21 protein-coding genes are annotated in these 19347 nt (G+C 28.9%); 9 read left to right on the forward strand and 12 right to left on the reverse strand.

Annotated elements, in window-relative coordinates; translation table 11 throughout:
- Positions 1–35: 35 nt before the first annotated feature.
- From Q4Q39_RS11035 to Q4Q39_RS11045, 3 genes are read right to left on the reverse strand one after another with little or no spacing between them, the layout of a single operon-like run.
- Entirely contained in the window at positions 36–923 is an 888-nt protein-coding gene (locus Q4Q39_RS11035) for a beta-1,6-N-acetylglucosaminyltransferase (protein WP_303282530.1), read from the reverse strand.
- Positions 924–959: 36 nt separating this feature from the next.
- On the reverse strand, positions 960–2000 hold the full coding sequence (locus Q4Q39_RS11040; protein ID WP_303282531.1) for a glycosyltransferase family 2 protein: 1041 nt from the start codon (positions 1998–2000) through the stop codon (positions 960–962).
- A gap of 26 nt (positions 2001–2026) precedes the next feature.
- Positions 2027–3064 (reverse strand): glycosyltransferase, encoded by a 1038-nt coding sequence (locus Q4Q39_RS11045; protein WP_303282532.1) that lies wholly within the window; start codon positions 3062–3064, stop codon positions 2027–2029.
- 202 nt (positions 3065–3266) lie between these two features.
- Between Q4Q39_RS11045 and Q4Q39_RS11050 the strand changes: the two genes are divergently transcribed.
- Entirely contained in the window at positions 3267–3959 is a 693-nt protein-coding gene (locus tag Q4Q39_RS11050) for a hypothetical protein (RefSeq protein WP_303282533.1), read from the forward strand.
- 83 nt (positions 3960–4042) lie between these two features.
- Complete coding sequence (locus Q4Q39_RS11055; protein ID WP_303282534.1) at positions 4043–4741, forward strand: hypothetical protein; 699 nt, start codon at positions 4043–4045, stop codon at positions 4739–4741.
- A 2-nt stretch (positions 4742–4743) separates the two neighbouring features.
- On the opposite strand, the gene Q4Q39_RS11060 is transcribed toward Q4Q39_RS11055, so the two are convergent.
- The 4 genes from Q4Q39_RS11060 to Q4Q39_RS11075 are packed head-to-tail and all read right to left on the reverse strand — an operon-like array spanning position 4744 to position 8123.
- Complete coding sequence (locus tag Q4Q39_RS11060; RefSeq protein ID WP_303282535.1) at positions 4744–5403, reverse strand: DUF8692 domain-containing protein; 660 nt, start codon at positions 5401–5403, stop codon at positions 4744–4746.
- A gap of 30 nt (positions 5404–5433) precedes the next feature.
- The gene (locus Q4Q39_RS11065) at positions 5434–6102 is read right to left on the reverse strand and encodes an HAD family hydrolase (RefSeq protein ID WP_303282537.1); all 669 of its coding nucleotides are present in this window, start codon (positions 6100–6102) and stop codon (positions 5434–5436) included.
- The gene (locus Q4Q39_RS11070; RefSeq protein WP_303282538.1) at positions 6092–7060 is read right to left on the reverse strand and encodes an ATP-grasp domain-containing protein; all 969 of its coding nucleotides are present in this window, start codon (positions 7058–7060) and stop codon (positions 6092–6094) included. Before Q4Q39_RS11070 ends, Q4Q39_RS11065 begins: the two co-directional genes overlap by 11 nt.
- Before the next feature lie 37 nt (positions 7061–7097).
- A complete protein-coding gene (locus tag Q4Q39_RS11075) occupies positions 7098–8123 on the reverse strand; it encodes a glycosyltransferase family 2 protein (RefSeq protein WP_303282540.1) in 1026 nt (341 codons plus the stop codon).
- A 240-nt stretch (positions 8124–8363) separates the two neighbouring features.
- Between Q4Q39_RS11075 and prfB the strand changes: the two genes are divergently transcribed.
- The 5 genes from prfB to Q4Q39_RS11100 all read left to right on the forward strand — a co-directional run bounded on the left by prfB (position 8364) and on the right by Q4Q39_RS11100 (position 13451).
- Positions 8364–9474, forward strand: a protein-coding gene (prfB, locus tag Q4Q39_RS11080; protein ID WP_303282541.1) for a peptide chain release factor 2 whose coding sequence is annotated in 2 segments (ribosomal slippage) — positions 8364–8426 and positions 8428–9474 — 1110 coding nt in all. Because the reading frame shifts where the segments join, the coding sequence is not laid out codon by codon here.
- Between the two features lie 49 nt (positions 9475–9523).
- Positions 9524–9922, forward strand: a complete 399-nt coding sequence (locus tag Q4Q39_RS11085; RefSeq protein WP_303282542.1) for a hypothetical protein — start codon at positions 9524–9526, stop codon at positions 9920–9922.
- A 34-nt stretch (positions 9923–9956) separates the two neighbouring features.
- Positions 9957–10574, forward strand: a complete 618-nt coding sequence (locus Q4Q39_RS11090; protein WP_303282543.1) for an HAD family hydrolase — start codon at positions 9957–9959, stop codon at positions 10572–10574.
- A complete protein-coding gene (gene arsC, locus Q4Q39_RS11095; protein WP_303282545.1) occupies positions 10574–10915 on the forward strand; it encodes an arsenate reductase (glutaredoxin) in 342 nt (113 codons plus the stop codon). The genes Q4Q39_RS11090 and arsC overlap by 1 nt, the downstream gene beginning before the upstream one ends.
- Positions 10916–11003: 88 nt before the next feature.
- On the forward strand, positions 11004–13451 hold the full coding sequence (locus tag Q4Q39_RS11100) for a TonB-dependent receptor (protein ID WP_303282546.1): 2448 nt from the start codon (positions 11004–11006) through the stop codon (positions 13449–13451).
- Between the two features lie 66 nt (positions 13452–13517).
- Here the strand turns inward: Q4Q39_RS11100 and Q4Q39_RS11105 are convergent, their stop codons facing one another.
- Together Q4Q39_RS11105 and Q4Q39_RS11110 are read right to left on the reverse strand one after the other, a co-directional pair.
- Entirely contained in the window at positions 13518–13694 is a 177-nt protein-coding gene (locus tag Q4Q39_RS11105) for a hypothetical protein (protein ID WP_162880248.1), read from the reverse strand.
- Between the two features lie 198 nt (positions 13695–13892).
- On the reverse strand, positions 13893–14534 hold the full coding sequence (locus tag Q4Q39_RS11110; protein ID WP_303282548.1) for a peroxiredoxin: 642 nt from the start codon (positions 14532–14534) through the stop codon (positions 13893–13895).
- Positions 14535–14743: 209 nt separating this feature from the next.
- On the opposite strand from Q4Q39_RS11110, the gene fumC reads away from it, so the two are divergent.
- A complete protein-coding gene (gene fumC / locus Q4Q39_RS11115; protein WP_303282549.1) occupies positions 14744–16141 on the forward strand; it encodes a class II fumarate hydratase in 1398 nt (465 codons plus the stop codon).
- Positions 16142–16288: 147 nt separating this feature from the next.
- Here the strand turns inward: fumC and Q4Q39_RS11120 are convergent, their stop codons facing one another.
- The 3 genes from Q4Q39_RS11120 to Q4Q39_RS11130 form a co-directional block, all read right to left on the reverse strand.
- The gene (locus Q4Q39_RS11120) at positions 16289–16864 is read right to left on the reverse strand and encodes a Crp/Fnr family transcriptional regulator (RefSeq protein ID WP_303282550.1); all 576 of its coding nucleotides are present in this window, start codon (positions 16862–16864) and stop codon (positions 16289–16291) included.
- Positions 16864–17124 (reverse strand): hypothetical protein, encoded by a 261-nt coding sequence (locus tag Q4Q39_RS11125; protein WP_303282551.1) that lies wholly within the window; start codon positions 17122–17124, stop codon positions 16864–16866. The genes Q4Q39_RS11120 and Q4Q39_RS11125 overlap by 1 nt, the downstream gene beginning before the upstream one ends.
- Before the next feature lie 148 nt (positions 17125–17272).
- Positions 17273–18157 (reverse strand): DUF8428 domain-containing protein, encoded by an 885-nt coding sequence (locus Q4Q39_RS11130; protein ID WP_303282552.1) that lies wholly within the window; start codon positions 18155–18157, stop codon positions 17273–17275.
- A gap of 122 nt (positions 18158–18279) precedes the next feature.
- On the opposite strand from Q4Q39_RS11130, the gene Q4Q39_RS11135 reads away from it, so the two are divergent.
- Complete coding sequence (locus tag Q4Q39_RS11135) at positions 18280–19290, forward strand: formimidoylglutamase (protein ID WP_303282553.1); 1011 nt, start codon at positions 18280–18282, stop codon at positions 19288–19290.
- The last annotated feature ends 57 nt before the right edge of the window (positions 19291–19347 follow it).

Raw genomic sequence — 19347 nt, forward strand, 5'->3', positions numbered from 1 at the left:
TAATCATTATAACTAATAAAAAATAAAACAAACTATTATTCATTTTTTAGTAACATAGCTTTTAGACTATCTGAAGTTGGACTATCAAATTTCCTTGCAAATAACTTTTTAGATGCTTTAATCTTTTCAAAATCACTACTACTTAATACCGCAGGAGAAATACTATATTTATCTATACGAGTAGACTCCCAATCAATATACCTTAAATTATCATTTACAACTTTTTTTGAAGCATTAGAATTCATAATAATCGTTTGAAAATATATTTCTTCTGGACAAAAAGTATATTTAAGTCTATTAATTAAATAGGGACTATTATTTGTATAATAAATTACATATTGTAATGTTTTTCTAGACAAACTCCACCAAGTAGATCCACCGTATAATTTGGGAGTTTCGTCTTTAATTGATCTTTTAAAGTGAAATTTCTTTTGAAGTCTAACAAACCTCCATATCCATTTAATATGTTTTTTTGCGTCTAACATATCAAATAAATGGTAATATTGAATTCTATCTAATCCCCCATTTTCATTTGCCCAATGCTTTGTTGGAATTTCAAAATATTCTAAATAATCTTTCAAATTAGAACCATTGGTCGTTTTCTTGAATTGTGTGATGTTTTTAATTGGAAAATCTTGCCCACTAATTAAATGAAAATATTGATTAGCTGGTTCTTCTAAGGCTTTACTCGCTAAAAACAAAGAGCTTTTTAAATGATTTAAACCTCCCCAATTTACTCTGTATTTTCGTGATAGTATTTTAACATTTTTTCTTGCTCCTATTTTTTCGAAATCACTTTTCAGAACCTTACTTTTTTTATCAACATGAATATAAAATTCAAAACTTTCATCAAAAAAATCAATAATATCGACTAAATGCTTAAAGTTTTTATACGCAGTAATTAATATGGCTTGTTTCATCATATAATAGATAAGTATATAATTCTGAGTTTATTATATCTAAAATATCTTAAATCGAAATTTTAAATAAATTTTATGCAATCGAATGAACGTAAACAGTAAACCCTTATGATTAAAAATATAGACCAACACCTTGTATTTCAATTTTTTGTATTCCTCATCTATAAACGATTGTATAGGGTAAGCTTTAATACTTTCTAATTTTAATAATTTTTCTTTAATTATTTCTATACTGAATTCAGCCCTAATCATTTTTATTATTGTAAAAAAAGTAAAAGCATCTCTTCTAAATTCAAAATTGCTTTTTATAACATCTTTATGTGGGACAGGAAGTTTTTCTAAGTTATCTATTAAATTACTAAAGTCATAAATTAAAGCTAAAAAATACTCTGCTATTCTTTTTTCATATGTATAGTTTGCAGTTCGCATGGTAGACTCTTCGGACTGAAAATATCTATATATAGAAATTGGAGAATACGCTACTTTTTTTGCATATAAAAATGACCGTAATGTGAAAACTACATCACCATCATAATCTTGAATATCTTCGTTAAAAATCAGCTCATTCGTGCTTAAAAAATTTTTACGTATCAAAAACCACCAAATTTCAATACGAAGATTTTTATTCTCTTTAAGAAATTGAGTTCCAGATACAATTTTTGGTAACTCATATTCGCAAAATAATGTGTTCAGATTAAATAATGTCTCATTTTTCGTTACCAAAGTATTAAATCCCATAACATCTATTTCATTTTGTAAAGAAAACTCTAATATTTCCTCCAAAGAGTTATAAGCAACATAGTCATCTGCATCCATGAAATATATATAGGTGCCTTTTGCTAATTTTAATAGTTTGTTTCTAGTCGATATTACGCCTTCATTTTTATGTGAGTACAAAAAAACATTAGAATGGCTATTAACAAAATTTTCAACAATTGTTTTACTTGCATCATTAGATCCATCATTAAATACGATAACTTCATAATCCTGCTTCGATATGTTTTGATGCATTAAACTGTATAAACATCTTTCAATATAAGCTTCCGCATTATACATAGGAATTAAAACACTCAACTTCATAATATAATATTAAAATGGATAAGCAACTATAGGTCTAGGTTAACTAATTTAAACTTATAGAGAAGCCTAAGCGGGTACAAAAAAATATAGAAAATATATTTATGATTAAAAATAAACGCAGTTATCTTAAATTTTTTATGAAAGTATTGCTCTCCTATAAACCCTTTTAGAGGGTATATATTAATTTTTTTTAATCTAGTTAGAATTTTATTAATTTCTTGAATAGACATCTTGGATTTAATAATTTTAAAAAACATAAAATAGATGCTTACTGTACTTTTATATTTTATGTTCTTAACAATTTCTGAGGCATTTGAAATATTGTTCTCTAAAATCTCATTAGCAAGTGAGTTAAACCTATAAACTAAGGCAATATAATCTTCTATGACTTTTAATAAATGCTCTTGTTTATTATTGTTCATAATGGAATCATTAGTTTTAACATACCTGTGTACATCGATTGGTAAAAACATAGTTCGGTTGGCCTTCAAAAAGATATTAAACGTAAAAATAGCATCTTCCATAAACTTGCCTTCTTCAAATTTAAAGCCTGTTTTTAACAAATACTCCCTTTTAATTAGATACCACCATGCCTCAAGCCTATGATATTTATTCTTGACTAAAAAATCGACACCCTCTAGAATATCTGTATTATGTATTTTGTCTCTAGTTTTAGAAATAAATAAGTCTGTTTCTTTAGTAGAAATTGTATTAAATCCTAGCAATTCCAAATCCAACTCTTCAGCATACTTTAAGATGATATCCAATATATTAAAGGCCAAATAGTCATCGGCATCAATAAAATAAATATAGTCTCCTTTTGCTAACTCTATACCTCTATTTCTTGTAGCTCCTAACCCTTTATTATATTGACTGTAAATAAAAATGTTATCATAACTATCTTTAAAAGTTTTAGCTATTTCTATCCCTTTATCTGTAGAACCATCATCTACTAAGATTATTTCGTAATCGGTATATTTTATATTTTGATTTACTAAACTATGCAGGCATCTTTCTAAATGTGGTTGTGCATTAAAAAATGGAACAACTATACTTAATTTCATATATAAAAATTGTAATAACTAAAATAGGAAGAACCTATATTCAAGACATAAATTAATAGATTAAAAGCTTATTTAAACTTCAAAAGTTTAATTTATATATCTTAATAAGATAAAACTAAAAATAATATTTTAAAAATTATCCCTAAGTTTATTTTTATAAATAAAAACTATTACATTAACTTTATTCATAAATCTATAAAATATGTTAAAACTATTCTCTTCTTCGTACAATGTTTCTAAAAGAGTAATGTTAATTATTTTTATTACTCCCATAATATTAACAATTATTATGGGGCTTCTTTTCGTTTTTCCATCAACAGAAAAACTTGGTTTTTGGCTTCTTGAAGAAAATTCCCCAATTGAATTATTAACTTTTATTATTTTTTTATATACTGGAATATTAGGCATTTATACTATTAAGAATTTTAATAGACCTTTAGAAAAGTATGCAAAGGTTTTTTATCTTTTTTTTTCTATTTGTTTAATATTAATTGCTATGGAAGAAATTTCATGGGGTCAGTGGTTTTTTCATTTTGATACTCCTGAAGAATGGGCTAAAATAAATGGCCAGGGAGAAACTACACTCCATAATTTACAAGGTATGCAAGGCCATTCAGGGATTCTTCGTATACTCTTTGGTTTAGGTGGAATGTTTGGAATTATACTAGGCTCTTTCAATAAATTTAAAACAATAAGTGTTCCATATATACTTGTTTCTTGGTTTTTTATCATTTTTTGCCATGCAGTTGTTGATTCCATTCAAGATAGGGTTTCTATTAGTGTTAAATATGATTTTGCTATTGTAAAAACTTCTGAGTTTATTGAGCTATTAATAGCAGGAAGTTCTTTTTTATATTTTTGGTTAAATTTTAAGATGCTAAAAGATAAAAAGTAGAAACAAGCCATAAACTACTATATTTCAGCGCTTAATATTGAAAACTTTAAAAAATAACATCCTTATTTAGACTTAATATGTTTATGAAAAACATCACTAGCAATTTAAATTTGACCGACTATAAGCTTAGTAAAAAAACTGCACATATCATATTTGTTTCACCTATAATTATAACTTTCATAGTTGGACTACTACTAATTTTAAAACCTACTAAATCGTTTGGTTTTTGGCTGCTTGACGAAAACGCGCCAATAGAAATGTTAACATTTGTTTCTTTAATAATTGGTGGCATTTTTGGCAGTTGGTTTAGTTTAAAATATTCAAAATACATGGAAAAATATATAACAGTATTCTATTTGTTTTTTTCTATATGTTTGATTTTGATTGCCATGGAAGAAATTGCTTGGGGACAATGGTTTTTTCATTTTGATACTCCTGAAAAATGGGCTAAAATTAATAAGCAAGGAGAAACAACAATTCACAATATAAAGGGAATTCATGGCCATAATGAAAACCTTAGACTTCTTTTTGGGCTTGGAGGGTTAATAGGAATATTTGTGGGTAATTATAAAAAACTAAAAAAAATTAGTGTTCCTAAACTTTTATTTTTTTGGTTCTTAATTATTTTTTTTCACTCACTTCTTGATGTTCTAACATCTATGGATAATAATAATCAACCTATGCAAAGAATCTCAGAACTTATAGAAATGCTTATTGGAGGTAGTGCACTTTTATATTTATGGTTAAACTACAAAATGATAAAATCACATCATTTGTACTAACCTTATTTTTGCAAATACAATTTCAAATGGGAATAGTTCATGAAAACATATGATAAAATAATGCTCATGACCAACATTTCTCCGCCATCTTCAATAACTGCTATTTTATTTTTTTGAATGGGTAAAGCTACATGAATTAAATCTACAAATACACCAAAAAAAGCTAGCATTATTATAAAAAGAGCAAGTGTTCTTGTTATTTCTCTTTCTCTAATTCCACCTTTAATATATGCTAATAGAAGTAAAATCAAAAAACTAACACCTACAGAAAGTGACACAAGGATTTCACCGAAATCTACAGACCGTAAATTAAATTGAGGGGTTATATTAAAATAATTAGCTAATAATTCACCGTAGTTCTCGTGTATACTTAAGGAATCATCTAACAATAAATACAAAAAAAATACAGACCATATAAAATATGTTATTTTCTTTTTTCTAATAAAAATAAAAAGTAGTAATAAAAATATCCAATACTCTTTTATATATTGAAACACTTCTGAATAACCAAAGTCTTTCTCTAAGGAATAGTTAGAATTATCATCAGTGATACCATAGAGATAAAGTGTATGAATAAAAACAAATATCAAATCGGTTAAAATTAATAAGCAGAGTAAGCCATTTTCTTTTTTAATAAAAGTTTTAACATCTTTAAAGATCAAGTTTATATTCATAATTAAGAATTCATTTTCTTATTGATTAATTATTTCTTTTAACTGTAAAAATTCAGTAATTGTTTTTTGTGCAAAATATTCTTCATTTACTGTTTCTTCATCTTGTTTATGTATATTTAAACCATTATTTTTTAGACATATCGTTGTCCAATTAAGTTTATTTGGCGAAACAAAATCTTTACCAATATTATCACCTACATAATAATAAACACCTTCCCCAAACATTTTTTCAAAATGTTTGTAATTATTAATATTAGGCTTTTCACTACCAAATTCTTCAGATATTACAATTTCTGAAAACCATCTATTAAGCCGTAATGCCCTAATTTTGCTTCGTTGTTGAATGCTTCTGCCATCTGTTAATAATGCAAGATCTATATTTGCTTTTTTTAAGTTATTCAATACAGATATTCTATCTTCTGATAAACTTATATTAGGTTGATGCTTTCTGTATATACTCAACAATTCTTCTACAGTAAATTGTAAATTGTACGCTTTAATTATTTCTAAGAAAACATTTTTATTACTGTAAAAATAATCAAGCATCTTATCATTTATAGCATCTTTATTAATGTTGATCTTATTAGAGATCTTTACAGCTATTTCATTAAAAGCAGACTTTAAATAGTCTATTTCGTTATAAAGCGTATCATCTAAATCAAAAACAACTATTTTTTTAGTTTTCATAACTATGTACTAAAACTTCATTATCGTACCTAAGCATTAATAAATTTTCTTCCCAATCATTATAATAATTTAACTCTTCGTTTAAAAGGTATTCCTGAATTAACCATTTTGGGTAGTTGCCCCCTGCCAAATATGATAACGGATACCCTCCACCAAATCTAGGGTTAACTTCAATCCCCATTAAGTTTTTATTTGTTTTATGCAAAAACAATTGAACAGTGATGCATCCTCTAGCTCCTTTTAAATGCTTAAAATTACTTTCAATTAAAGGTATAATTTGGTTCTTTTTGGTAACACCTTTACTTACTTCTCCTCCACGTATTTCAATTCGTTTTCTTGGAATGACACATTTTAAAATACTACTTTTATCATAATATAGATCGCATGTATACTCATCATAATCATCATGGTTCAAATATTCAAAAAAGTAAAGTAGATTATTATTTTTGTGATATTTAGATATTTGATCTTCACTTTTAACAATGTAGTTTTCATCACTACCACTCCCATTAATTGGTTTTATAAATATGGGAAGTTTATAATTATCTTTAGAATAGACTTTGGGTACTTCAATATTTAATTTATTAAATAAACTTTGAGATAATAGTTTATTATTACATTTCTTTATAAGTTTTTTACTTGATAATACTAGCTGGATCTTAAATTTTAAAAACTTTTTCTTATTCTTTGCTAATACCGAAAGCTCTGTGTCTAGGGTAGGAATTATTAAGCTAACATTGTTTTCTATGCATATTTTCAACAATGCATCTATATAAGCCGGATCTTCAATCTCACAAATTTTAAATGCCTTATCAGAAATTTGGCTTGCAGCAGAGAGACTAGGTAATGCATCAACAACAAACACTTTGCCTGAAGGGTCAACTTTAGTTAGCTCGTTCTTAAATGCTTTAACTAGAGAAACTCTTCTTCCTCCAGAAGTTATTAAAATATTACTCATATAATTGGTTGGTTTCCTATTAGATAGGGTAATTAGTTTATAATAATGTCTTTTTTCTGAAAAATGGATTTATCATCCAAAAAATAAAATAATATAAAAATTTAACATTGAAAATGTTAGAGATAACAATGTAAGCTATTCCATTATAATCGTTTCCTAAAAAGGAAGTTAGAGGGTATGCCTTTATACGAGACATATTATTAATAATAACTTTAACTTGTTTTAATCTTATTGTAGATTTTAATATTCTTATCATCATAAAAAAAACAAAAGATTGTTGTCTTGCTTTTAATCTTTTAATGCAAAGGCTATTTTTATTACTGGGATTATTAATACTCTCAATAAGCGAATTAAATACCAATGCTGCATTCTCATTATCGTATATAACATTTAGATAATGGTCTGGTTCTCTACTTGTCATTGCCGATCCAACTCTCTTTACATGCCTGTGCACATCTATTGGTAATTGAGTAATAAAATGAGTTTTTATAAACAAAGATGTTGTGAAAATAGCATCTTCCATCCATCGTCCTTCTATAAATTTAACCCCACTTTTCTTTAGAAAATCTCGATTAATAATATACCACCAGACTTCACTTTTATAGCCAACATTTCCAATATAATCTATCCCATTCATTTTATTTAATGCATAGGCCTTATTTCTGTCTGAAACAGATTCTAGCAAACTAAAAAGACTTGTTCCTGTAGACAAAAATGTTAAAATTTCTAACTCGTAGGTATCACTATAATCTAAAATTAACCGTAATACATTATTGGCTAAATAATCGTCTGGATCAATAAAATAGACATACTTTCCTTTAGCTAAATCTATTCCTTTATTTCTAGCACTACCAACACCTCCATTTTCCTTATTATAAATAATAATATTTGAGTGTTTATCGCTAAACTGTTTTGCTATAGAAATACTATCATCCTTTGAACCATCATTAATTATAAGTATTTCATATTCATTTTCATGTAAATCTTGATTTAAAAGACTCTCAATACATCTAGCTATGTACTTTTCTACATTATAAACAGGAATTATGATACTTAATCTCAATATACTATTTTGTTTAGAATTGTTTCTTAGTTCGCTAGTAAATTAAGATAAGTAACAACAAAATTTATACTTTAATGATTATAAAAGTCGAAATAATAATAAGTAAGGTGCTCCCTCTTAAGTTAATAGCGATTAAATATAAATTTTAAATTTACAAAGCATCAATAAATTCGATTATCTGTTGAATTCTCCTATGTAAACATATATTATATTGTATTTTTGTTCAAAACAAAATAACCTATGATTACTTCAGATCAGATTAAAGATCTTAATACCCGCCTAGACAAACTTAGGCACTATCTTTGACGTAGATGTCAAGCTTATAGAAATACAGAACGAAGAAGAACAAACGTTCGATCCCAATTTTTGGAATGACCCAAAAGCTGCAGAAGCGATTATGAAATCGCTTAGAGTTAAGAAAAAATGGGTAGAAGATTATAATAAAATAAAAACACTGATAGAAGATCTAGAGGTGCTTTATGAGTTTTATAAAGAAGGTGAATTTACCATAGAAGATGTTGAAGAATTATATAACGGCGCATCAAATTTACTAGAAGATGTTGAGTTTAAAAATATGCTTTCTGATGAAGGTGATAGCCTAAGTGCTGTTTTACAGATTACAGCTGGTGCTGGTGGTACCGAAAGCTGTGATTGGGCCAGTATGTTAATGCGTATGTATTTAATGTATGCCGAAAAAAGCGGATTTAAAGTAAAAGAACTTAACTTCCAAGAAGGTGACGTTGCTGGCATAAAAACAGTGACTTTAGAAATTGAAGGTGACTTTTCTTTTGGCTGGTTAAAAGGTGAAAACGGAGTACACCGCCTGGTGAGGATTTCTCCTTTTGATAGTAATGCAAAGCGACATACCAGTTTTGCTTCCGTTTACGTATATCCGTTAGTTGATGATACTATTGAAATTGATATTAACCCAGCTGATATTGAAATTACAACTGCCAGATCCAGTGGTGCCGGAGGTCAAAATGTTAATAAGGTCGAAACCAAAGTGCAATTAACCCATAAACCAACAGGAATTCAAATTTCATGCTCTGAAACAAGATCACAGCATGATAATAGGTCCCGTGCCATGCAAATGTTAAAATCACAATTATATGAAATCGAACTTCAAAAGCAATTAGCGCAACGCGACGACATTGAAGCTGGTAAAATGAAAATTGAATGGGGTAGTCAAATTCGCAATTATGTGATGCATCCTTATAAATTGGTAAAAGATGTAAGAACTGCTCATGAAACAGGAAATGTTGATGCCGTTATGGATGGAAACATAGATGAGTTTTTAAAGTCTTATTTAATGACTATGGGACAAAAAGTAGAAGACGATAATCAATTATAAAACATTTGTAAAGAATCCTATATGAATTGATATTTAATTTAAAGACGTTATGAGGACACTAGTATTTTTTATTTTTTTAGCTACGAGTATCAGCTATGGACAACAAGGCGATAAAATTTCTACAATAGATTTTGTTCAAATCTTAAATGATAACAAAGAAGAAGCTGCATTCTACTATCAAAATAATTGGAAAGTGCTTAGAAAGATGGCCATTAAAAAAAAGTATATTCATTCGTTTCAAATATTAGAAACACCAGCAAATGAAGATGCTCCGTTTCATTTAATGCTTATTACTACTTATTTAAATGAAGAACAATATAAACTTAGAGAAGATCATTTTTCTGAATTAATAAAAGAAAAAGGCAAATTAGAGCTATTAAATGATAAAAAGCCGGGAGCGTTTAGAAAAACACTATTTAGTAAAGAAAAAACCCTTCATTGGAAATAAAAAAACGGCAGTAACATTATTTAAAAAGCAATACATGAATACAATAGATACAATAATTTTTGATCTCGGAGGCGTTTTAATAGATTGGAATCCAGAATATGTTTATTTAGATGAATTTAACGGAGATCGCCAAAAAATGCAGTGGTTTTTCGATAATATCTGTACAAGCGATTGGAATGAAAATCAGGACGCAGGTTACCCTATGGATAAAGCTACAGAAGAACGAGTGGCACTTTTTCCAGAACATGAAGCCTTAATTAGAATGTTTTATGGAAGATGGGTAGAAATGCTAGGAGAACAAATAGACGGTACTGTAAAGATTCTTAAAGCACTTAAAGAATCTAATAAATATAAAGTTGTTGCTTTAACCAATTGGAGTGGTGAGACCTTCCCTATCGCTTTAGATAAATTTGATTTTTTACAATGGTTTGAAGGTATTATAGTCTCTGGCGATGAAAAAACCAGGAAACCTTTTGATGAAATTTATAACCTTACTCTAGATCGTTTTAATATCACTGTTGAAAAATCAATTTTTATTGATGATAATTTAAGAAACATTGAAGCTGCTAATGCTCTGGGGATTAACGGAATTCAATTTAAATCTCCAGAACAACTTATTCAACAATTAAAAAATTATAACATTCATTTATAATGATAAAAATATACCATAACAATCGTTGTAGTAAATCTCGTTGCGGATTAGAAATACTTGAAAAATCCGGTAAAGAATTTGAGATAGTTAAATACTTAGAAGATGTACCAAATAAAAAGGAATTAAAAGATTTAATAAACCTTTTAGGCATAAAACCTATAGAGCTCATTAGAAAAAATGAATCTATTTGGAAAGAAAAGTTTAAAAACAAAGATTTAAGTGATGCCGAAATTATTACTGCTATGATTGAAAACCCAAAGTTAATAGAACGCCCAATTATTATAAATGGCAAAAAAGCAGTTATAGGTAGACCACCAGAAAAAATCTTAGATATTATTTAAGACCTTTACGCTCTCTTATTAACACAATTTTAACCATTCCTCATTAAACCTTAAGTTACTTTTACTGTTTATATAGTAAATCTAATTAATGAATAAATTTATTCCATCTAGCTTAGTACTATTGTTTAGCATATTTACAATGTATGCACAGCCAAAAAACACTAAAATTTCAAGTACATCATTAATATTAAAAGATGTCACGATAACCGGGAAAGTTCTCGATAAAGAGACTAAAGAACCTCTTGAATATGCAACAGTTTCTTTTTTAAACAAGCAAAAAAATAAAATTGTAGCTGGAGGTATAACAGATATAAATGGAGTTTTTAGTATTCCCGTTCCTAAAGGTGTCTACGATATTTCGGTTGAATATATTTCGTTTGTTACACAAACAATTCCAAACAAAAAAATTATATCCAACACTAACCTTGGAGTCTTTTATTTAGAAATTGATTTAGAATCACTTGATGAGGTAGAAATAATAGCAGAACGTACTACCGTTGAAATAAAGCTTGACAAGAAAATATATAACGTCGGTAAAGATCTTACCGTAAGTGGTGGTACGGTTAGTGATGTTTTGGATAATGTTCCTTCTGTTTCTGTAGATGGTGAAGGCAATGTAGCCTTAAGAGGAAATGATAATGTACGGATTCTTATTAATGGCAAACCCTCGGGCTTGGTAGGTTTAAATTCTACAGATGCATTAAAACAGTTGCCTGCTGAGTCTATTGAAAAAGTCGAAGTCATAACATCCCCTTCAGCCAGATATGAAGCTGAGGGTACAGCAGGTATTTTAAATATTATTTTGCGACGCAGTAAATTATTGGGCCTTAATGGTTCTATAACAGCAAATGTTGGACACCCAGATGCAGCTGGACTTTCTGGAAATATAAATTATAGAACTAGAAATGTTAATTTTTTTAGTACAACTTCATATAGATATAACGAACGCCTAGGCCACTGGTATAATGACGTAAAATACAATGATATTAATACACCAGATTTAGATGAAAAAAGAGATTGGATCGATATAAGAAAAGGCATTACAACAAATACAGGTATGGAATGGTATATAAATGATTTGGCATCATTAACTACAGGAATAGTATACCGTAATAACAATAAAGATGATCGTTCAATTAACAATCTGATTCAATTAAATAAAAATACTGGTACAACTACTAGAAACCTTAGATTAAATCCCGAACTAGGAGATAATGAAACGATACAATATTCAGTTAACTTTGTAAAAAACTTTGAAGATAGTGACCAGAAATTAACGTTCGATTTTCAATATGAAGATACTAATAATGATCAAAACTCTATAGTAAATTTTAATAGTGTAGATACAGAAATGGTTGCTAATTTTGAAGATCAAACAAATATATTATTACAAAGTGACTATGTCCTACCTATTGGAGAAAAAAGCCAATTTGAAATAGGTTATCGAGGTGATTTTAGTAACAATACAACAGATTTTAGAGTTGATACATTGAATGTGAATACAAATATGTTTGATGTCAATAAAAACCTTACCAATATTTTCAATTTCAAACAATATTTAACAGCTGCATATATTCAATTTGGTAGTAAAATGGATAAGTTTTCATACTTGTTAGGTTTGCGTTTAGAAAATACAAGAACAACTATAGACCAACCTACTACAGGAGACTTTAAAAGAAAAAATCTCACAGGCTTATTCCCTACTGTTAATTTAAATTACAAAATGAGTGAGGATGAAAGCATTACTCTTGGTTATAACCGTAGATTAAGAAGACCCAGAGGTTTTATGTTAAACCCTTTTCCTTCAAGATCGAGTATAGCCAATGTGTTTCAGGGTAACCCAGATTTAGATCCTACCTACACCGATAGGTTCGAAGTAGGCTATTTAAATAGGTTTAACAAATTTACATTAAGCTCTGCTCTATACTACGCCCATTCAACAAATGTCATGACATTTATAAGTAGAAGAACTGGAGAAACTGTTATCATTAACGATGAAGAATTTCCAGTTATAGAAAGAGGTCCTGTAAATTTAGCAACAGCAAACCGATATGGTTTCGAATTTAATTTAAATTATAGTCCATCCAGAAAATGGCGGGTTAATACAGATTTTAATATTTTTAAATTTAGAAGAGATGGTAATTTTGAAGGTATTGAGTTAGGTGCAGATAATTTAATCTGGTCTGCTAGATTGACCAACAAATTAACGCTACCATACAAAGTAGATTGGCAAACCAACTTGAATTATAATGGCCCTAGTGAAGATGCTCAAAATAATAGAAAAGGAAGGCTTTCTACTAACACCGCATTTAGTAAAGACTTATTCAAGGATAAAGCTTCTATAGCGTTTAATATTATAGATGTCTTTAATAGTAATATTTCCATGAATCATATTACGGCAGAAACGTTTACTGCATATCAAGAGATTCAATTTAGAGGAGGTCGTATCTATAATGTATCGTTTACTTATAGATTTAATCAACAGAAAAAACGGGAGCGAAGCGGTAACTTTGATAGTGACGGTGTTGAAATGTAATAACAACTAATAAAAAAAGGAAGCTAAATGATTAGCTTCCTTTTTTTATTATTAAGTCAAATAATGTTACGAATTTTGTCGTTTTGCTTTTTTCTCTTCTCTAATTTCTTTTAATCTTTCAATTAAAGAACCTCCTATCCAATAAGGAATAACGAAAGTTAATAAGAATATCATTAACCAAAATCCTATTGTTAAAATGGTTAAAAAAGCTAAAAATCCTAAATATTGATCAAAATCAAACATAATTTGTAAGTGTCTTTTAAAAAATCTTATGCAAAGATAATGCAAAGCTATTTGTTACACAATATCAAATTTAAGAAATTCTTTATTTAGATTCCCAATTTTACTGAAACAAGTTCAGCACAGGCACGAGAACAACAATTTTAATAGAAATTTAGAGGTTAACCTCTAAGAATTGTTTTTCAATTAAAGGAGCTATCACTAATCTAAATTAGGTTGAGGAGTCATTCTTAAATAAGGTTTAACTTCTTTAAAACCTTTTGGAAAAATCCCTGGAATGTCTTCTGTTGCAACAGCTGGTACAACTACACAATCATCTCCATTTTCCCAATTCGCAGGAGTAGCAACTTTATGATACGCTGTTAATTGCAACGAATCGATAACACGTAGTAATTCATCAAAGTTTCTACCAGTAGACGCAGGATATGTTATAGTTAACTTTACTTTTTTATCTGCACCTATAACAAAAACAGATCGAACTGTTAGTTTGCTATCTGCATTAGGGTGAATCATATCATATAATTCAGATACTTTTCTATCTTCATCTGCTATAATAGGAAAATTAACCGTAGTCCCTTGTGTTTCATTAATATCATTAATCCACCCATGGTGAGAATCAATACCATCTACACTAAGCGCTACAACTTTTACATTACGCTTATCAAATTCAGCTTTATATTTTGCCACGGTACCCAATTCCGTTGTGCAAACTGGTGTATAATCTGCTGGGTGTGAAAATAAAATTCCCCAACTATCTCCTAACCAATCATGAAAATTAATAGTCCCTTCTGTTGATTCTGCTGTAAAATTTGGAGCTACATCCCCTAATCTAATTGCTGCCATAATTATGATTTTTAAATGTTTATAAAATTAATTTTGTATGAATAAATGTCTATTTTTTATAATCCACTACAAGATACTATTTTTACTAGAGATATTATAAATAACTATGTTAGACAAGTGTTAAAAAGTCTTTAAAAAACTAACATATATCATATAAAAAAGCATCTCAAAACAATTAACTTTGCAACTTAAATTTAATCATTAAAGAGATGAGTTACAGAATAGAGAAAGATACTATGGGAGAGGTTAAAGTTCCTGCTGATAAACTTTGGGGAGCTCAAACTGAACGGTCAAGAAACAACTTTAAGATTGGAGCTTCCGCTTCTATGCCTTTAGAAATAATTTACGGATTTGCATATCTAAAAAAAGCTGCGGCATATACTAATTGTGAACTTGGAGTTTTATCTACTGAGAAACGTGATTTAATTGCTAATGTTTGTGATGAAATATTGGAAGGCAAGCATGACGATCAATTTCCTTTAGTTATATGGCAAACTGGATCAGGAACTCAAAGCAATATGAATGTGAACGAGGTCATTGCCAATAGAGCACATCAAATAGCTGGAAAAGTAATTGGAGAAGGAGAAAAAACGATTCAGCCAAATGATGACGTTAACAAATCGCAATCTTCTAACGACACCTTCCCTACTGGTATGCACATAGCCGCATACAAGAAAGTAGTTGAAAATACAATTCCCGGCGTAAAACAATTACGAAATACTTTAAATAAAAAAGCAAATGATTTTAGAGAGGTTGTAAAAATTGGACGCACCCATTTAATGGACGCTACCCCTCTTACTCTTGGACAAGAACTTTCTGGTTATGTGGCTCAATTAGACCACGGTATAAAAGCCTTAGAAAACACATTATCCCATTTAAGCGAATTAGCTTTGGGTGGTACTGCTGTTGGTACAGGGTTAAATACACCAAAAGGATATAGTAAACTTGTAGCAGAATATATAGCAGAGTTTACAGGTTTACCATTTGTAACAGCTCCAAACAAATTTGAGGCTTTAGCTGCTCACGATGCCTTAGTCGAAACTCACGGTGCGTTAAAACAAATAGCTGTTTCTTTAAATAAAATCGCAAATGATGTTAGAATGATGGCATCCGGACCACGTTCTGGTATTGGTGAAATTATTATTCCAGCCAATGAACCTGGAAGTTCTATTATGCCAGGAAAGGTTAATCCAACTCAATGTGAAGCATTAACTATGGTTTGTGCTCAAGTTGTAGGTAACGATGTAGCTATTTCTGTTGGGGGTATGCAAGGACACTATGAATTGAATGTCTTTAAGCCAGTAATGGCAGCAAACGTATTACATTCAGCACAATTGATTGGAGATGCTTGCGTAAGTTTTGATTTAAATTGCGCTATAGGTATAGAACCTAATAGCGAAGTTATTACTAAATTATTAAATAACTCTTTAATGCTTGTAACTGCCTTAAATACTAAAATTGGTTATTATAAGGCCGCTGAAATTGCTAATACTGCGCATAAAAACGGGACTACTTTAAAAGAAGAAGCTATTAATTTAGGCTATGTAACTGCAGAAGACTACGATAACTGGGTAAAACCCGAAGATATGGTAGGAAGCTTAAAATAAACTTAAATAAAATAGTATAAAAAAACAGGTAATAAATATTACCTGTTTTTTTTGGTTGGTTAGTTAGCTATCAATCCTTTTATTTAACAATTAAAAGGAAATGGTTCCAAATATATAATTAAACATTTTATCGATGATTAACAAATGTTAATTTTTGTCTATTTTTTTTCTAATTCTACTTAATTGAACTGGAGTTATACTCAAATAGGATGCTATATGGTATTGCGGAATCAAATCATCTATTCCCGATATTTTCTTTCTCAATTTTAAATATCGCTCTGTAGCATTCATAGAAATAAATTCCAATTGACGCTCTTCATATTTTATAAAAACCCGCTCTAAAACTTTATTGTACAGATTACTAATATGAATATCTTCTTTACAAAGCCTGGTAATATCATCAAAGCTTATCTCATATACTTTACACGAAGTAAGTGCTTCATAAGTTAATTTAGAAGGCTTCTTTTTTATCAAAGCCGTTAGCGACCCTACAAAACTAAAAGGCATAAAAAAATTCTTATTATACTCCTTCCCAGATTCAGAACTAAGATAGGCACGTATCATTCCAGATATAAGCATATAAATTTTGTCTGGAACTTCACCAGGTTTATCTATTTGATATCCTTTTTCAAGTTTCCTAAACGTAGATATATTAGCAAGCTTTTCGAAAGTTTCTTCCGAAACATCTAAAAATGAGTTTAAAAAAATAACATTTGGATTCATTATCTATAATTTAAAACTGTATTGGATACTTCTGGAGCTCTAGTGTATCCGTTTTGAAAACAAGTATTGAAATATTGGTTAGTTATTATCAATAATGATATTCCAGTATATTCTAAAATAGTACCTTCAGTTACATTAGTTATAAATTTCTCTATAATTTGCAGATAAATTTGTTTAGGTGTACTATTTCGAACCTCTTTTGAAAGCACAGGAGATATTATTCCATAAATGGCGACTTTTCGTATAAATCCCAATAACATTTACTTTGTAGGTTAAATCAAGGATAAAACTAATGGTTTTTCTTATATGTTTTTAGATTAAAATGTTAATAATTGAGTAGTGAAATTATGGCATAAAAAAAGCCTCAAGTAAAAACTTGAGGCTCTGCATTTAAGTGTTATATATACTTTACTTTAAAGTAAACTCAGAACTTGATACTAGGTCTTTTTCGTTAAAAACGTTTACAATATAACGTCCTTTTTCAAAATTATTTTTTCCTTTTGAAGCTACAAATTCACAAATATTAAGACTAGCATTTTCATAGTTGAATTTACTAATAATACTGTAGCTTAATGATTTACCATCAAAATAAACTTGCTTATTTAGACCTAAAGTATTGTTTTTTGGATCTATAACTTGAACATATAATTCTTGGTCTCCAGCTTGAACTAAACCATTTTTAGCAACAGTAAAACAAACTCTAATTTTATCTGTACGACTAGCTCTCTCTGTTGGTATTAGTTTACCAGAAGTTCTTTCAATAACTCCAAACCCTTTCAATCCAACTGTATTTAGAACTGCTGCATTTTCAACAACTTCAGCTAAAGCATTATTTTGAACTAATAAAGAATCGGTAAATATAGTACGCTCTTCTAAACGTACACGTGTGCTATCTAAAGACGTTGCTAAATATGAATTTTCAACTCTTAAAGAATCATTTTGTGCTAACAATACATCCATTTCTTTTTGTAAACCTTGGTATTTCTTTTTGTATCTCCATAAACTTCTTACGTTAGTTTCAGACATCTTTAATGAATCTATTAAGCCTTGAATACGTGATCTTGCATCAGTTAAGTTTTTGTTTGCTACATCATTTTCGCTAATGGCCACATCATATTGCTTTGCCATAGCGTTTAAATCATTCATAACCAATTGCTTTTCTTCTGTTAAATCTTTTTGTATCTGACTACTACTTTTATACAAATTCATTGTATAAAAACCAGTTCCTAAGAATAAAACTAATGCAATTCCTAATCCTACTTTAAGCCCCATATTGCTCTTGCTGTTTTCCATAATTACTTGTTTTTAAGTGTTTTTAAAATCTAGTGTTGCTATAATATTAATAGTTTATTTTTTTTATGCCTTAAACAAATATAATGGTGTATTTTTAGTACTCAAAAAATTTATTTAATAAAATGGATAAACTAGTTTTATTTAAAAATTCTTCTCGAAATAAATTATTAAACAAACGCGTTGGTGAATCCAAATTTGGTCAACATGTTAAAATATTAACCGGCATTTCCAATATATACGACCAACTTAAAAATTTGGATGTTGTTTATATAATAATTGGTTTACCTGAAGATGTTGGTGTGTTAGCTAATCATGGAAAAACTGGGGCTTCAAAGGCTTGGGAGGCTACACTTAAAATTCTGTTAAACATCCAAAGTAACGAGTATACAAAGGCAGACAAAGTTCTAATTTTAGGGCATCTTGATTTTTCTACAGAGATGTTAGAAGTTTCGGAGTTAGACATTTCAAAGAAAAAAAATATTTTAAAAGCTAGAAAAATAGTTTCTAAGATTGATAATCATGTATCACATGTTGTTAACCAAATAATTTTGGCTGGTAAAAAACCAATCATTATTGGAGGTGGTCACAATAATGCTTATGGAAATATTAAAGGAACATCGTTAGCTTTTAATAAACCTATTAATGTCATTAATTTTGATGCTCACTCAGATTTTAGACCTGAAGAAGGGCGTCATAGTGGAAATGGATTTAGCTACGCTTACGCTGAAGGGTTTTTAAAAGATTATTTTATTTTCGGACTACACGAAAATTATACTTCAGATAGATTATTTAATACGTTGAATAAACTAAAAGCTATTAAATATAATACATTCGAATCTATAGAAATTAGAAAAGAACTCGGATTTAAAGAAGCGTTAAATCAAGCATTAAATCATATTTCTAAATCACCTTTTGGTATAGAAATAGATTGCGATGCTATCGAAAACATTCCAAGTAGCGCCATGACTCCTAGCGGTTTTAGTGTTAATAAAACCAGACGATTTTTAAGCTTTTTTGCCAAACATGAGAATGCATGCTATTTGCATATATGTGAAGCTTCTCCTAGTAAAAAGACAAATAATCAAGTTGGAAAACTCATTACCTATTTAATCACAGACTTTATAAAAGCTTAGTATTTTTAAGAATATTAATAATTTACATATATTTGCATAAGCACTTATATAAATAAC

The sequence above is a fragment of the Flavivirga amylovorans genome (assembly GCF_030540875.1).
In the GTDB taxonomy this organism is placed as follows: domain Bacteria; phylum Bacteroidota; class Bacteroidia; order Flavobacteriales; family Flavobacteriaceae; genus Flavivirga; species Flavivirga amylovorans.

What these genes read in the sequence shown, in the direction of transcription:
- Q4Q39_RS11035 (WP_303282530.1), bottom strand. Translation starts at nt 923, where the DNA reads ATGATGAAACAAGCCATATTAATTACTGCGTATAAAAACTTTAAGCAT.
- Q4Q39_RS11040 (WP_303282531.1), bottom strand. Translation starts at nt 2,000, where the DNA reads ATGAAGTTGAGTGTTTTAATTCCTATGTATAATGCGGAAGCTTATATT.
- Q4Q39_RS11045 (WP_303282532.1), bottom strand. Translation starts at nt 3,064, where the DNA reads ATGAAATTAAGTATAGTTGTTCCATTTTTTAATGCACAACCACATTTA.
- Q4Q39_RS11050 (WP_303282533.1), top strand. Translation starts at nt 3,267, where the DNA reads ATGTTAAAACTATTCTCTTCTTCGTACAATGTTTCTAAAAGAGTAATG.
- Q4Q39_RS11055 (WP_303282534.1), top strand. Translation starts at nt 4,043, where the DNA reads ATGAAAAACATCACTAGCAATTTAAATTTGACCGACTATAAGCTTAGT.
- Q4Q39_RS11065 (WP_303282537.1), bottom strand. Translation starts at nt 6,102, where the DNA reads ATGAAAACTAAAAAAATAGTTGTTTTTGATTTAGATGATACGCTTTAT.
- Q4Q39_RS11070 (WP_303282538.1), bottom strand. Translation starts at nt 7,060, where the DNA reads ATGAGTAATATTTTAATAACTTCTGGAGGAAGAAGAGTTTCTCTAGTT.
- Q4Q39_RS11085 (WP_303282542.1), top strand. Translation starts at nt 9,524, where the DNA reads ATGAGGACACTAGTATTTTTTATTTTTTTAGCTACGAGTATCAGCTAT.
- Q4Q39_RS11090 (WP_303282543.1), top strand. Translation starts at nt 9,957, where the DNA reads ATGAATACAATAGATACAATAATTTTTGATCTCGGAGGCGTTTTAATA.
- arsC (WP_303282545.1), top strand. Translation starts at nt 10,574, where the DNA reads ATGATAAAAATATACCATAACAATCGTTGTAGTAAATCTCGTTGCGGA.
- Q4Q39_RS11100 (WP_303282546.1), top strand. Translation starts at nt 11,004, where the DNA reads ATGAATAAATTTATTCCATCTAGCTTAGTACTATTGTTTAGCATATTT.
- Q4Q39_RS11105 (WP_162880248.1), bottom strand. Translation starts at nt 13,694, where the DNA reads ATGTTTGATTTTGATCAATATTTAGGATTTTTAGCTTTTTTAACCATT.
- Q4Q39_RS11110 (WP_303282548.1), bottom strand. Translation starts at nt 14,534, where the DNA reads ATGGCAGCAATTAGATTAGGGGATGTAGCTCCAAATTTTACAGCAGAA.
- fumC (WP_303282549.1), top strand. Translation starts at nt 14,744, where the DNA reads ATGAGTTACAGAATAGAGAAAGATACTATGGGAGAGGTTAAAGTTCCT.
- Q4Q39_RS11120 (WP_303282550.1), bottom strand. Translation starts at nt 16,864, where the DNA reads ATGAATCCAAATGTTATTTTTTTAAACTCATTTTTAGATGTTTCGGAA.
- Q4Q39_RS11125 (WP_303282551.1), bottom strand. Translation starts at nt 17,124, where the DNA reads ATGTTATTGGGATTTATACGAAAAGTCGCCATTTATGGAATAATATCT.
- Q4Q39_RS11130 (WP_303282552.1), bottom strand. Translation starts at nt 18,157, where the DNA reads ATGGAAAACAGCAAGAGCAATATGGGGCTTAAAGTAGGATTAGGAATT.
- Q4Q39_RS11135 (WP_303282553.1), top strand. Translation starts at nt 18,280, where the DNA reads ATGGATAAACTAGTTTTATTTAAAAATTCTTCTCGAAATAAATTATTA.